Origin of the sequence: Mycobacterium sp. UM_Kg1 (assembly GCF_000972925.1) — a bacterium.
In the GTDB taxonomy this organism is placed as follows: Bacteria; Actinomycetota; Actinomycetes; order Mycobacteriales; family Mycobacteriaceae; genus Mycobacterium; species Mycobacterium hiberniae.
In genome coordinates this window covers 24878-38153 of sequence record NZ_JRMK01000030.1, presented here as the reverse complement: position 1 = coordinate 38153, position 13276 = coordinate 24878, and the positions used below count along the sequence as shown (strand labels likewise).

General features: G+C 69.6%; 13 protein-coding genes. 7 read left to right on the top strand and 6 right to left on the bottom strand.

The genetic code is table 11. The features are described from left to right. Positions 1–233: 233 nt before the first annotated feature. Positions 234–431, top strand: a complete 198-nt coding sequence (locus tag LI92_RS24165) for a hypothetical protein (RefSeq protein WP_204368890.1) — start codon at positions 234–236, stop codon at positions 429–431. A gap of 8 nt (positions 432–439) precedes the next feature. Continuing rightward, positions 440–1960 carry a rhodanese-like domain-containing protein gene (locus LI92_RS07145; RefSeq protein ID WP_192829996.1) on the top strand — a complete coding sequence of 507 codons (1521 nt, stop codon included), beginning with the start codon at positions 440–442 and terminating at the stop codon, positions 1958–1960. 34 nt (positions 1961–1994) lie between these two features. Here the strand turns inward: LI92_RS07145 and LI92_RS07140 are convergent, their stop codons facing one another. From LI92_RS07140 to LI92_RS07125, 4 genes are all read right to left on the bottom strand, one after another. Next, the gene (locus tag LI92_RS07140; protein WP_046317486.1) at positions 1995–2768 is read right to left on the bottom strand and encodes an LmeA family phospholipid-binding protein; all 774 of its coding nucleotides are present in this window, start codon (positions 2766–2768) and stop codon (positions 1995–1997) included. Between the two features lie 9 nt (positions 2769–2777). Next, positions 2778–3701 carry an LmeA family phospholipid-binding protein gene (locus LI92_RS07135; protein ID WP_046317484.1) on the bottom strand — a complete coding sequence of 308 codons (924 nt, stop codon included), beginning with the start codon at positions 3699–3701 and terminating at the stop codon, positions 2778–2780. Between the two features lie 119 nt (positions 3702–3820). Continuing rightward, a complete protein-coding gene (locus LI92_RS07130; RefSeq protein ID WP_046317483.1) occupies positions 3821–4639 on the bottom strand; it encodes a carbon-nitrogen hydrolase family protein in 819 nt (272 codons plus the stop codon). A 9-nt stretch (positions 4640–4648) separates the two neighbouring features. Further along, positions 4649–5170, bottom strand: a complete 522-nt coding sequence (locus LI92_RS07125) for a DUF2505 domain-containing protein (RefSeq protein ID WP_046317480.1) — start codon at positions 5168–5170, stop codon at positions 4649–4651. A 26-nt stretch (positions 5171–5196) separates the two neighbouring features. Here LI92_RS07125 and LI92_RS07120 point away from each other — a divergent pair, with 26 nt between their 5' ends. Together LI92_RS07120 and LI92_RS07115 are read left to right on the top strand one after the other, a co-directional pair. Further along, positions 5197–6264 carry a UDP-N-acetylmuramate dehydrogenase gene (locus LI92_RS07120; protein ID WP_082109600.1) on the top strand — a complete coding sequence of 356 codons (1068 nt, stop codon included), beginning with the start codon at positions 5197–5199 and terminating at the stop codon, positions 6262–6264. 12 nt (positions 6265–6276) lie between these two features. Continuing rightward, the gene (locus LI92_RS07115; protein WP_046317476.1) at positions 6277–7623 is read left to right on the top strand and encodes a L,D-transpeptidase family protein; all 1347 of its coding nucleotides are present in this window, start codon (positions 6277–6279) and stop codon (positions 7621–7623) included. A 96-nt stretch (positions 7624–7719) separates the two neighbouring features. Here the strand turns inward: LI92_RS07115 and LI92_RS07110 are convergent, their stop codons facing one another. After that, positions 7720–8493 carry an SDR family oxidoreductase gene (locus LI92_RS07110; protein WP_046317474.1) on the bottom strand — a complete coding sequence of 258 codons (774 nt, stop codon included), beginning with the start codon at positions 8491–8493 and terminating at the stop codon, positions 7720–7722. Between the two features lie 208 nt (positions 8494–8701). Here LI92_RS07110 and LI92_RS07105 point away from each other — a divergent pair, with 208 nt between their 5' ends. The 3 genes from LI92_RS07105 to LI92_RS07095 are packed head-to-tail and all read left to right on the top strand — an operon-like array spanning position 8702 to position 11851. Next, positions 8702–9985, top strand: coding sequence for an ROK family protein (locus LI92_RS07105; RefSeq protein WP_082109598.1), 1284 nt, complete (start codon positions 8702–8704; stop codon positions 9983–9985). Between the two features lie 22 nt (positions 9986–10007). Further along, positions 10008–11345: a D-inositol-3-phosphate glycosyltransferase gene (gene mshA / locus LI92_RS07100; protein ID WP_286134909.1), complete on the top strand. Its 1338-nt coding sequence runs from the start codon at positions 10008–10010 to the stop codon at positions 11343–11345. Then, positions 11342–11851 carry a type III secretion system chaperone family protein gene (locus tag LI92_RS07095; RefSeq protein ID WP_046317470.1) on the top strand — a complete coding sequence of 170 codons (510 nt, stop codon included), beginning with the start codon at positions 11342–11344 and terminating at the stop codon, positions 11849–11851. Before mshA ends, LI92_RS07095 begins: the two co-directional genes overlap by 4 nt. Before the next feature lie 3 nt (positions 11852–11854). Here LI92_RS07095 and LI92_RS07090 read toward each other — a convergent pair whose 3' ends face one another. Next, complete coding sequence (locus LI92_RS07090) at positions 11855–13264, bottom strand: wax ester/triacylglycerol synthase family O-acyltransferase (RefSeq protein WP_082109597.1); 1410 nt, start codon at positions 13262–13264, stop codon at positions 11855–11857. Positions 13265–13276: the final 12 nt, after the last annotated feature.

The following is a 13276-nucleotide window of genomic DNA, read 5'->3' as shown; positions in this document are numbered from 1 at the left end:
GAGTCTCGTGGGCTCGGAGATGTGTATAAGAGACAGACGCAGCACTGTCCGACCCGGCCAACGGCCGCCTGCTGCTCCAGGAACTGCCCGGTGTGCCCCCGTTCTGCCAGGTGTGCCAGCTGCCCTGCATCGTCCCTCGCTTCGAGGCGCCGGAAACTCGCATCATCGAGTACCAGGGTGCTCGCTACGCCCTCTGCAGCGAGGGATGCGAGATCAACTTCTCGTGGAATCCGGTGTCCTACACATCATTCGGGACATTCTGGAGCCGATACGATGGCTGGGATCTCGCCGATGTGGTGCTCGACCTGGGCTTCTTGCGATCCGACGGGCGGACCTTGGTCGGGCAACCGCATCTGCGCTCCGAGGGCCTATGGACGATCGACGATATTCGCGCGATCGGCGTCACGGTTCACGACCCGTTGGCCTCGTGAGCGTTGACATGTCACAGCCGGGCACCCTGACCGTAGAGCCCTTCGGGGTGCAGCTGGCCGTCCAACCCGACGAGAAGCTGCTGCAGGCCATTCTGCGCAACGGCAATTACGTCCCGTTCGGCTGCAACCACGGCGGTTGCGGAACGTGCGCAGCCCAGCTCGTTGCCGGGGACCTTGAACAAGACTCCGCAACTCTGACCACCCTCGATGAGCGAGCGCGAGCGCACGGACAGGTGCTGCTGTGTTCCTCACGACTGGTCGGTGACAGTGCCGTGGTCGATGTCACCGACAGCGGGATATCCGGTGAGGAATTCGCCGGCGCTCCACTGCATGACAGGGAGGTCACCGTTGACGATCTCACCGTCGTCAGCCCCGGTCTGAGCGTTCTCACGCTCAGTGCGCCGCCGCCACCGTGGACGCCACGCCCCGGGCAGTTCGTCCACATAGAACTGCCGGACCGTACGGGATGGCGCGCGTATTCCCTGGCCTCGCCCGCGGAGGCGCCGCTCCTGCAATTCGTCATCCGGTCCGTGCCCGGTGGCGCGTTCACCGCGGCGCTGGATGAGATCCGGCCCGGCGGCACGCTACGCATCCGCGGGCCGTTCGGCTCGTTTCAGCTGCGCACCTCCCACCGGCCCAAACTCTTCATCGCCAGCGGTGCCGGGATAGGGCCGATCCGCCCCATGATCCACCACCTCCTGCGATCCCCTGGGCATCCACCGGCTCAGCTCGTCCATGTCGCTCGCAGCGCAGCGGAGTTGGTGTTCGGCGAGGAGTTCGCGGCTCTGGCCAAGGGCGACAACGACTTCGCATATCATCCGCTGTTGCCCGAGCACCCTCGCCGGGGTGCCGACCGTGTGCTCGAATGGCTCGCTGCCCACGCCACCCCCGTCGAATTGCGCCGGATGGAGGCCTACCTGTGCGGCCCGGATCGGTTCGTCGACACCACCGCCGGCGCCCTCTGTGCGGCGGGATTGCGGGCGCGCTATCTGGCGGCGGATCGTTTCACCGCGTCAGCCGGCCCAGCTGTTACCCCGCCCGCCCAGCGGCCCACATTTCCCAACCAGGCCATCCCGCACCGCCGAACCAAGGAGACACCCATGACCGACACCCCGACCAGCCGCACCCTTGACATCGTCTATGCGGCACAGGAAGGACTCGAGCGCCTCACCCCGCACGAGGCTGCCGCCGCACTCGACGAGGGAGCGTTGTTCATCGACACGCGCACCAGCGAGGAACAGGCGGCCGACGGCACGATTCCCGGCGCGATCCACGTGCCGCGCAACGCTGTCGAAGCCTTCCTGGACCCCACTCATCGGCCGCTGTTCACCGCCGAGGAACTGGCAGAACTCCCGCCGGTTCCAGAGCCGGGCCAACAGATCATCGTCCTGTGCAACCTGGGCCTGGCTTCCAGCCTGTCGGCCGCTTCGTTGCAGCGCATCGGGCTCACCGGTGCCACCGACGTCGAAGGCGGATTCCAGGCCTGGAAAGCCGCCGGTCTGCCCGTCATCAGCGGAGGCGCAGCCTGATGGGCTGATGCCCTGGCCGCGGACGGTGTCCGCTTTACAGCGACGCGAAACATTCTCTCGACGAGGACGCCGGAATGGTGGCGTTGCGCGTCGAGAACGTCACCTCGACCCCGGAGTCGGTGACGCCGACGGTGTCGAGGTGAATACCCAGCGGGAGGTCGTCGGTCACCTTCGCGGTGAGCTCGTCGAGGTTGCGCTGCACACTGTCGCGGTCCAGATCACGGCCCAGCAGCTCCAACTCGGTCACCTGCAGCGACAGTCCGTTGTTCACCAGCTGCGGTTTGACCGTCGCCTTGTTGAGCAGGCCCTTGAGCTGCACGGTGCCGGCGTCGGGATCGGCGGTGACGCTGCCGGTGACGATGCTGCCGATCACCGGGACGACATCTTGGATCGAGTCTTTGATGCCCTCAGCCGGCCAGGTGATGGTGCCGTCGACCGAGCCGATCGTGCCCTTGGAGTCCGGCGTCCCGGCGTTCTTGGCGTCCTTGTTCAATCGCACGTCGCGGATGTCCAGGGCCAGTCGCATGCCCTTCGCCTGGCGGATCTGGTTGCCCGCGGTCTTCACCGAGATGTGGCTGTAGGCGTCGGTGAAGTACTGCGTCAGCACCGGGGGAGTGGTCCCGAAGGACACCTGGGCACTGTCCTGGGTCTCGCACGAGACGGCCTCGGCGACCAGAGTCTTGGCGCGGTGCCGGGCGTAGAGCTCCCCGCCGATCATCGCCACCAGGGCCACCGCGAGGATCACGGTCAGCGCCAGCATGACCGCCGGCAGGCCGGAAAACCGATGGGATGTCCCGGGAGCGCTCATCTTTGCAGGTTACAGATTGGCGAAGCAGGGGTCATCCGACTTCGGGATGGGGGCGTTGCGGGTGGAGAACCGCGCCACCACCCCGGTGTCGGTGACGTCAATGCCGTCTGCGCGCAGCCCGAGCGGATAACGCTTCGTCAGCTCCTTGGCGAACCGGTCCAATTCGGGCTGTAGCGACTCGCGGGGCAGGGTCAGCGCGCCCAGGCCGGTCAGCTTCTGCACCCGCAGGGACAGGCCCCCGTCGACGACCTCGGGTTTGACCACGACGCTGGCCAGCCCGAAAGCGCCCTTGAGCTCGACCGTGCCGTCCTGCGGGTTGGTCTTGAGGTCCGACACCAGGTTGCCCAGGACCGGCACCATGTTCTGCACGGTTTCTTTAATGCCGGCAGCCGGCCAGGTCAGCGTGGCCTGCAGCGAACCGATGGTGCCCTTGGAGTCAGCAGTGCCGTGCAGGTCGACGTCGGAGATGTTCACCTCGGCCGTCATCTGTTTGGCGTCTTTGACCTGGTTGCCGGCGGTGCGGATGGAGATGTTGGTGTAGTTGCCGGTGATGTGCTGCCACAGGAACGGCGGCGTCACCCCGAACGAGGCGCTGGCCTTGTCGTTCACCACGCATTCGGTCGCCTTGGCCACCTTGCTGTCGCCGATGCGGCGGGCGATCAGCTCGGCGCCGATCAACCCGGCCAGCGCCAGGGCGATCACCGTGACCAGGATCAGAACCAGCGCCAGCGGGTCGCGCAGGATCGACGCCGACCGCGGCGCAGTCTCGATCGCGGTGGTGGGCGCCGCACCGGCGGCCGTCGGCTGTGCGGACGGTGCAGCGGGCTCCTGCGGGGGCCGCGGCGTCTGCGGGGGTACTGCGCCCTGCGGGGGCGCCGGTGGCGGCGCCGCGGGAATCTGGGTGGTGGGCTCCTCGCGACCCCCCGCCGGCATCTGCCGGGTGGGCGACGCGGAGGGCTCCGGCGGGCGCTGGGGAGCGCTGCCGTGCGGTTCGGGCTGGCCGGTGGGGCGTGCCCAGGGTGATTCGCCGTGGGGAGGTCCGGACGGGTTGCTCACCCGCGCGATTCTGCCTTACCGACGTGAACGAAGTCGGCGCGATTGCCCAACACGGCCAGCGCGCGACGGGCGGCGGAGACCGCCTCGAGGTCGATGTCGCAGACCAATAGCTGCGGCGATGCACCGGCGGCGGCCACCACTTCGCCCCACGGCGAGGTGACCACGCTGTGTCCCACACCCGTCGGTGCCCCCGAGGGATCGGCCGGAACGCCGGGGTCGGCCTGCCCCACCGCGAGCACGTAGCTGGTCGAATCCAGCGCGCGGGCGCGGGCCAGCAGCTCCCACTGGGACAGTTTGCCCGGCCCGGAGCCCCAGGAGGCGCAGACCGCGATCAGCTGGGCGCCGCGGTCGGCGAGATCGGTGTAGAGCGCCGGAAACCGGATGTCGTAGCAGGTCGACAGCCCGACGTCCACCCCGTCGACCTCGATCACCACCGGCTCGGACCCCGGCGCAACCGTGCGCGATTCGGTGAAACCGAAGGCGTCGTACAGGTGGATCTTGTGATAGTGGGCGTCGGTTCCGGGGCCGACGGCCAGCAGCGTGTTGGCCACGCGGCCGTCATCGGCGGGAGTGAACATCCCGGCGATGATGGTGATCCCGGTCCGCGCGGCGACCCCGCGAACCGCCGTCGCCCAGGGGCCGTCGAGCGGTTCGGCGACCGGGCCCAGCGGAACCCCGAACCGGCACATGGTCGCCTCGGGGAATGCCACCAACGAGGCCCCCTGCGCCGCCGCCCGCTCGGCGTAGTCGCTCACCAGCGCCAGATTGGCGGCCGGATCGGTGCCGCTGAGTATCTGCGCACAGGCAATCCGCATGGCTCCACCCTAGGGCGTCGGCGCGGCACCGCCCTGCTGCAGCCACGCCACGGTGAACCGCTGCTCGGCGGTCATCAACTCGGCCAGCTGCCCGCCGATGAAACGTTCGATCTTTCCGCCGACCAGCGGGATGTCGACCTGCACCGTCGCAGTCAGCCGCAACTCGCTGCCGCCGGCGGCCGGCACCAGGCCTGCGTCGCCGGACAGCTTCGCCGGGGCGCCGACGATCTTGCCGGTCACCTGGGCGCGGGTGCGGCCGTCGCGCACCGGCTGCCATGTCTCGCGCCGCGCCACGTCGAGGTGGCCGTGGTGGAACTGCGCCGCCAGCGCGGGCAACTTGTGCCGGTGGATGCTTTGCGTGGTGGCGATCTCCACGCCGCCGTCGGAGCCGACGACCATCGATTCCAGCTTCACCGCATCGGCTCCCGAGTCGGCCAGCCGGGCCCGCCAGTAGCGCTCGTCGGCGAATGCGGCATACACCTGCTCGACGCTTGCCGGGTAGTGCTCGGAGAGCGTGAATGTACGCGGCATAGCTGGTCACGCTACCGTTACCGGCCGTGGGCGGTTCCGAGTTCGCGGGCGCGCGTGTCGCCGAGCAGGTGCCGCTGGCACCGTTGACCACCCTGCGGGTGGGACCGGTCGCCCGCCGGGTCATCACCTGCACCGAGACCGAGCAGATCGTCGCAACGCTGACCGAGCTCGACGCCGCCGGTGACCGCCCGCTGCTGCTGGCGGGAGGCTCCAACGTGCTGATCGCCGACGATCTGGCGGACCTGACCGTTGTCCTGCTGGCCAACGCCGGCATCACCGTCGAGGGCAATCTGCTGCGAGCCCAAGCCGGCGCGGTCTGGGACGACGTCGTGGCACGCTCGGTGTCAGCTCAGCTGGGCGGGCTGGAATGCCTGTCGGGTATCCCGGGCTCGGCCGGCGCCACCCCGGTGCAGAACGTGGGCGCTTACGGGGTGGAGGTAGCCGACCGCCTGACCCGGGTTCTGCTGCTGGATCGGCGCACCGGCCAGGTGCGCTGGACGCCGGCCGGCGAGTTGGAGCTCGGGTACCGCACCAGCGTGCTCAAGGGCTCCCCCGAAGATCAGGCGGCGGTGGTGCTGGAGGTGGAGTTCGAACTGGATCCGGCCGGGCGCAGCGCGCCGCTGCGCTACGGCGAGCTGACCGCCGCACTGCATGCCGCCGACGGCGAGAGCCGAGACCCGGCGGCGGTGCGCGCCGCGGTATTGGCGCTGCGCGCGGCGAAAGGCATGGTGCTCGACGCCGATGATCACGACACCTGGAGTGTCGGTTCGTTTTTCACCAACCCGGTGGTGTCCGGGGATTTCTACCGCAGCCTGGCCGAACGCCACGGTGGCCCGGTGCCGCATTGGGACGCTCAGGGTGGTGTGAAACTGGCGGCCGGCTGGCTGGTGGAGCGGTCCGGTTTCGGCAAGGGCTACCCGGGCCCGGGTGCGCCGGCGCGGCTGTCGGGCAAGCATGCGCTGGCGCTGACCAACCGGGGCGGCGCCACCTCCGCCGACATCCTGAGCCTGGCCCGCACCGTGCGAGACGGGGTCTGTGCGGCGTTCGGCATCACGCTGCACCCCGAGCCGGTGCTCGTGGGGTGCGCGCTGTAAGTCGCGGGTGTAATCAGCATCGCAGGTGGTCAGGCCCCTGGGCCGGTATCTTGGGATGCCGTGGACCTGAACCGGCGACACGCATTGGCGGCGCTGGCTGCCGGGGTGCTGGCGCCGGCCGCGCTCTCCGGATGCGCACGCCGGTCCGGCGAGAACGCCGAGAACGCGCCGCCGGCGGAGCCCACCTTGACCTTCGAACCCTCGCTGGACGACGGCGCGGCGGCCGACGTGCTGCCCACCGCCGAGGTCGGCGTCTCGGTCCGCGACGGCTGGTTTCAGCGGGTGAGCCTGACCAGTCCGGCCGGGAAGGTGCTGGCCGGAACGTTCAACCGGGAGCGCACCCGCTACAGCATCACCGAGCCGCTCGGCTATGACTCCGTCTACACCTGGAGCGGGTCGGTGGTGGGCCACGACGGCAAGGCGGTGCCGGTCAGCGGCAGTATCACCACCGTTGCGCCCACCACCGTCATCGACGGGGGCTTTCAGTTGGCCGATGGGCAGACGGTCGGAGTGGCCGCGCCGGTGATCTTGCAGTTCGACGCTCCGATTGCCGACAAGGCAGCCGTCGAGCGGGCACTGACCGTGGTCACCGAGCCCCCGGTGGAGGGCGGTTGGGCCTGGCTGCCCGACGAGGTGCAGGGGGCCCGGGTGCACTGGCGCAGCCGCGACTACCTGCCGGCCGGTACCACCGTCCATGTCAGCGCCAGGCTGTACGGCCTCGCGTTCGGCGAGGGCGCTTACGGCGCGCAGGACATGTCCTTGGACTTCTCGATCGGGCGGCGGCAGGTGGTGCGGGCCGAGGTCTCCTCGCACCGCATCCAGGTGATCCGCGACGAGGGCGTGATCATGGATTTCCCCTGCAGTTACGGCCAGGCCGACAAGCCCCGCAACATCACCCGTAACGGCATCCATGTGGTCACCGAGAAGTACGCAGACTTCTACATGTCCAATCCGGCCGCCGGTTACAACAACATCCATGAGCGCTGGGCGGTTCGGATCTCCAACAACGGGGAGTTCATCCACGCCAACCCGGCCAGTGCGGGCGCCCAGGGCAACACCAACGTGACCAACGGCTGTATCAACCTGTCGACCGAGGATGCCGAGCAGTACTTCTACAGCGCCGTCTACGGCGACCCGGTCGAGGTGACCGGCAGCTCGATCCAGCTCTCTTACGCCGACGGGGATATCTGGGACTGGGCCGTGGACTGGGACACCTGGGTTTCGATGTCGGCGTTGTCGGCCGCCGAGCCGGGCCGGCCCACGCTGCCCAGCACGGCGCCGGCCACCCCGACCGACGCGCCGACGCTGTCGGGCACGCCGACGACCACGCGGGCCGCTACTCCGGTGCCCGGCGGCTAGCGAGCCTCGACGCAGGAGAGGTGAAGCTGGGCCGCCGCATCAGTCCCGGCGGCTAGCGAGCCTCGACGCAGGAGAGGTGAAGCTGGGCCGCCGCCATCACAATTGGCGGCTAGCCCGGGTCGCCGACGCCTGGTCGCGCGGGCGGATGACGATCTGGTCGAGGTCGACGTGCGGCGGCCGGGAGGCCACGAACCCGATCACCTCGGCGATGTCGGTGGCGCTCAGCGGGGTCAGACCGGAATAGACGGCGTCGGCGCGCTCGCGATCGCCGTCAAAGCGCACCAGGGAGAACTCGGTGTCCACCATGCCGGGCGCGATTTCGGTGAGCCGCACCGGTTTTCCCAGCAGCTCGCCGCGCAGTGTGCGGTGCAGCGCGCTCTGGGCGTGTTTGGCCGAGGTATAGCCGGCGCCGCCGTCATAGATCTCGAAGGCGGCGATCGATGTCACGGTGACCACCAGGCCGTCGCCGGAGGCGACGAGGTGGGGCAGCAGCGCACGCGTCACATGCAGGGTGCCCAGCACATTGGTCTCCCACATCCAGCGCCAATGCTCGAGGTCGGCCTGCTCCACCGGAGCCAGGCCTTTGGCGCCGCCGGCGTTGTTGACCAGTACGTTGATCGACCCCGAGAGTGCGTCGCAGAGATGCTCGCAGGTCTGGGCCAGGGCGGCCACCGCTCCCGGGTCAGTGACGTCCGTCACTACCGCGGTGCCGCCGATCTCCTGGGCCAGTGCGGCGATCCGCTCCTCGCGCCGCGCGGCGACGACCACGTGAAAGCCCTGTCCGGCAAGAACTTTGGCGGTTGCCTCGCCGATGCCCGAGCTGGCTCCGGTCACCACGGCAATGCGACGGTCGCCTGCGAGTGTCTTCATCGCACCAACCTTAGTGATCGTGATAGATTCTCAGCTATGTCTCGCAGTGCCCGCTTTCTGACAGCGGTCTGTCTGGTCGCCCACGGCGCGTGTTGTCGCGCTTGTTGCTGCGCCTGACCTGCTGCGAGTAGCGCTCCTTGGGAGAGTCCGCCGGGTCGAAGGCGTAAACGGCCCTAATTCGGACTTTCTTTCAGACAAGGACACACCCGTGCGCACCACCGTTCTCACCGCTCACCTTCCCAGCCACCGGCCCGTGCGGACCCGCTCTCATCCGCGGGTGCTGGCTCCCGCCCTGCAGCTGGCCGACAGCGCGGGTGCCGAGGTCTTCGCCGCGGTGCGCCAGCATGGCCCGGTCGCCCGAGAGGCCATTGCCGGCGCCACCTCGCTGAGCGTCGCCACGGTCAACCGCCAGGTCAGCGCCCTGCTGGAAGCCGGACTGCTGCTGGAGCGCGCCGACCTGGCCACCTCCGGTGCCATCGGAAGGCCGCGCCGGCCGGTGGTGGTCAACCACGAGCCGTTCCTCACGCTGGGCCTGCATATCGGGGCCAAGACCACCAGCATCGTGGCCACTGACCTGCTCGGCCGGACTCTCGACGTCGTCGAGACCCCGACGCCCAACAACGGGTCGGCGCGCGCACTGGCCTCGCTGGCCGCCAGCGCCAGCCGGTATCTGACCCGCTGGCAGAAGCGTCGCCCGCTGTGGGTGGGGGTGGCGATCGGTGGCGCGGTCGACGGCGCCACCGGCCACGTCGATCACCCGCGGCTGGGCTGGACCGCCGCGCCGGTGGGACCGGTGCTGGCCGAGGAACTGGGGCTGCCGGTGTCGGTGGCCTCCCATGTCGACGCGATGGCCGGAGCGGAGCTGCTCTTCGGCGTGCGGCGGCCCACGGCGAACAGCACCACCAGCCTCTACGTCTACGCCCGGGAAACGGTCGGCTACGCCTTGGTGATCGGCGGCCGGGTACACAGCCCGGCCAGCGGCCCCGGCACCATCGCCGGTCTGCCGGCCTTCTCGGAGCTGCTCGGGGGAACAGGACATCTGGAGACCACCGTCAGCGACGAGGCGGTGCTGGCTGCAGCTCGCCGGCTGCGGCTGCTGCCGGAAGGCAGCGGCGCCGTTTCGGCGGCGGTGACGACGCTGGTGCGCGAGGCGCGCGGCGGCGACGAGCGGGCAGCGGCGCTGCTGTCCGAGCGGGCCCGCGTCCTGGGCGAAGCGGTGGCGATGTTGCGCGACGTACTCAACCCCGACGACCTGGTGGTCGGTGGGCAGGGATTCACCGAGTACCCGGAGGGTGTGGCCGAGGTGGAACGGGCGTTTCGGCAGCGATCGGTGCTGCCGCCGCGCAGCATCCGGGTGACCGCGTTCGGCAACCGCGTGCAGGAGGCCGGCGCGGGCACGGTGGCCCTGGGCGGGCTCTACGCCGATCCGGTCGGCGCGATGCGCCGCTCCCGCGGACCGGTCGCCCGCGTGGTCCCCGAAGTGTCCGCCTGACCGAACCTGTCAAGATGACTGGGTGGGGTACGGGGTTGGCGGCGTCAGATCCGATGTGCACCGGGTAGCGCTGCTGTCGGTACACACCTCGCCGCTGGCCCAGCCCGGCACCGGCGATGCGGGCGGCATGAACGTCTACGTCCTGCAAAGCGCCCTGCATCTGGCGCGGCGGGGAGTGGCCGTCGAAGTGTTCACCCGGGCCACGTCGTCGGCGGACCCGCCGGTACAGCATGTCGCGCCCGGGGTGCTGGTACGCAACGTGGTGGCCGGGCCGTTCGAGGGCCTGGACAAGAACGACCTGCCTACCCAGCTGTGTGCATTCGCCGCCGGGGTGCTGCGCGCCGAGGCCGCCCACGAGGCCGGCTATTACGACGTCGTGCATTCGCACTACTGGCTCTCCGGCCAGGTGGGCTGGCTGGCCGCCGACCGCTGGGCGGTCCCGCTGGTGCACACCGCACACACCCTGGCCGGAGTCAAGAACGCCGCCCTGGCTGCCGGAGACGCCCCCGAACCACCGCTGCGCGCGGTCGGTGAACAGCAGGTCGTCGACGCCGCGGACCGGCTGATCGTCAACACCGAAGACGAAGCACGCCAACTCGTGGCATTACACGACGCCGACCCGCGCCGCATCGACGTGGCGCACCCGGGGGTGGATTTGGACGTGTTCCGGCCCGGGGACAGGCGGGCGGCCCGACAGGCGCTGGGGTTGCCGGCCGACGAACCGATCGTGGCGTTCGTCGGACGCATTCAGCCGCTCAAGGCGCCCGACATCTTGTTGCGGGCCGCCGCGAAGTTGCCGGGGATGCGGGCGGTGGTGGCCGGCGGCCCCTCGGGGAGCATCGGGCTGGCGGAACCGGGCAGCCTGGTGGGGCTGGCCGCCGACCTGGGTATCAGTGACCGGGTGACATTCCTGCCGCCGCAGTCCCGTGACGATCTGGCGAACCTGTTCCGGGCAGCTGACCTGGTAGCGGTGCCCAGTTACTCCGAATCCTTCGGCCTGGTGGCGCTGGAGGCGCAGGCGTGCGGCACACCGGTGGTGGCCGCGAAAGTGGGTGGCTTGCCGGTGGCGGTCCGAGACGGCGTCACCGGACGGCTGGTCGACGGGCACGGCATCGATGCCTGGGCCGCCGCGCTCGACGAGCTGCTGCGGCTGGGCAGCGGCCCCCGCGGCTGGGCGATGCGGCGGGCGGCGGTCGAGCACGCGGCGCAATTCTCCTGGGAGCGCACCGTAGACGCCCAGCTGGCCAGCTACTCCCGGGCCATCGAAGACTTCGCATCCGCGCGGGGTGCGCGGATGCGCGTGCTCGGGTCGGCGCGACGCGCCCGCCGCTGGCCGATGCGGCGGGGAGCGCGCGCGTGAACCGTGACGACGTCCAGGAGCTCATCGAGACCACCCTGCGGGCGGCGGAGCTGACCTACAGCCCGACCCCGGGCTCGCACGGCGGGCTGCCGGGCCTGGTCGTGGAACTGCCCGGCGAGCGCAAGCTCAAGACCAACACCATCCTCAGCGTGGGGGAGCACTCGGTGCGGGTCGAGGCGTTCGTCTGCCGCAATCCCGACGAGAATCACGCGGGGGTGTACCGGTATCTGCTCAAGCGCAACCGGCGGCTCTACGGGGTTGCCTACACGCTGGATAATGTCGGCGACATCTACCTGGTCGGCCGGATGTCTTTGAGTTCGGTGAGCGCCGAGGAGATCGACCGGGTGCTCGGGCAGGTGCTCGAAGCCGTCGACTTCGACTTCAACACCCTGCTGGAGCTGGGATTTGCCACCTCGATTCAGAAGGAATGGGAGTGGCGGGTGTCCACCGGCCAGTCCCTGAAGAACCTGCGGGCGTTCGAGCATTTGATCGAGCCGGGCAGCTGACCGTCAGCGGCCCGGCGGCCCCGCGCCGACGGCCGACTCCAACTCGCGCAGGCAGCGCTCGGTTCGCGGCACCAGCGTTGCGATGTCGGGCATCACGTCGCTGTCGGCGACATAGCCGATCCCGACGCGATCGGCATACGAGCACACCGTGGCGTTGAGTGTCTGGCCGTCGAAAATGGCCGACACCGGATAGATCTCTTCGACATGTGCGCCGTTCCAATACATTTCTTCTCGCGGTCCGGGAACGCTGGATACCGGAAGGTTGTATCCGGTTCGCACCCGCGGGCCGACCGGCGCAACGGCCTGGATGATCGTCGAGGCGATACTCGGCGCCAACAGCGACAGCGTTGCGCCCGGCCCGTACCGCGCGACGTAGCGCTTGCCTTCGCGCATCGACCGGTGCACCAGCCGGAGTCGCTGTGCCGGGTCGGCCAGGTTGGTTCCGATCGGGCACAACCAGGCGCCGAAGCGGTTTCCGGTGTCATCGGGGCCGGATTGGGCGGAACGCACCGTGATGGGACAGAGCGCGACCAGCGATTGACCCGGCAGGCTGTCGTGCTGCGCCAGCCAGCTGCGCAGCACGCCACCGATCACCGCGGTGGCGACCTCATGGGCGGTGGTGTCAGTGGCCTGCTGCACGGCCCGAATCCGGCTTTTGGCCCAACTGCCGGCTATGACGTTGCGCCTGGCCCCCAGCCGTCCGTTGAACGGCGTGAACGGGGCACCGATCGCCGGGACCGTGGTGCGGCCGCTGAGCGTCGCGAGCGCGCCGCGCACCTGACCTTCCATGAGGTGTTGGAGCAGTGTCGCGGCGGAACCGAATGCACCGATCAGGGCCCGCAACGGTGCGAGCAGGTCCAGGCCGGAATGGCCGGCCGCCCCGGCCGCTTCGGTGTGCTGCTCGGCAAAGAACGGCGGCATGTCGCGCTGTGCCGGGTCAGCGGTCAGGCCGTCATGGATCATCCGAAGCCCTGCCACCCCGTCCACCATCGTGTGATCGGCCTTGACATAGAACGCCAGTCGACCGTCGGGGAGCCCGTCGATGAGGTGGGCCGACCACAGTGGCCGGGACCTGTCGAGCGGTTCGGCGTGCAGTTCGCCGATGAGCCGCCAGAGTTCCGCACGGCTGTTGCAGGTCGGCAACGTCTGCCTGCCGAGATGGCGGGCCAGGTCGATGGAGTGTTCGTCGCGCCAGACCCACCTGCCGCCGGTTCGCAGGCCCCAGTCGGGCACGCGACGGAGTCGGTGGTCTACGGGAGCCGTGGCGGTCAGCGCGCCCTGATAGAGGCGGTCGACGAAGTGTGCATCGCCGTCTTCCGGTGGCGCCATGATCAGCACCGCGCCGATGTTGATCGGATGGAGCAACCGATTCCCGGTGATCATCGCCGCGTCAAGCGCGCTCATCGCCTCCACGCATCACCTCAC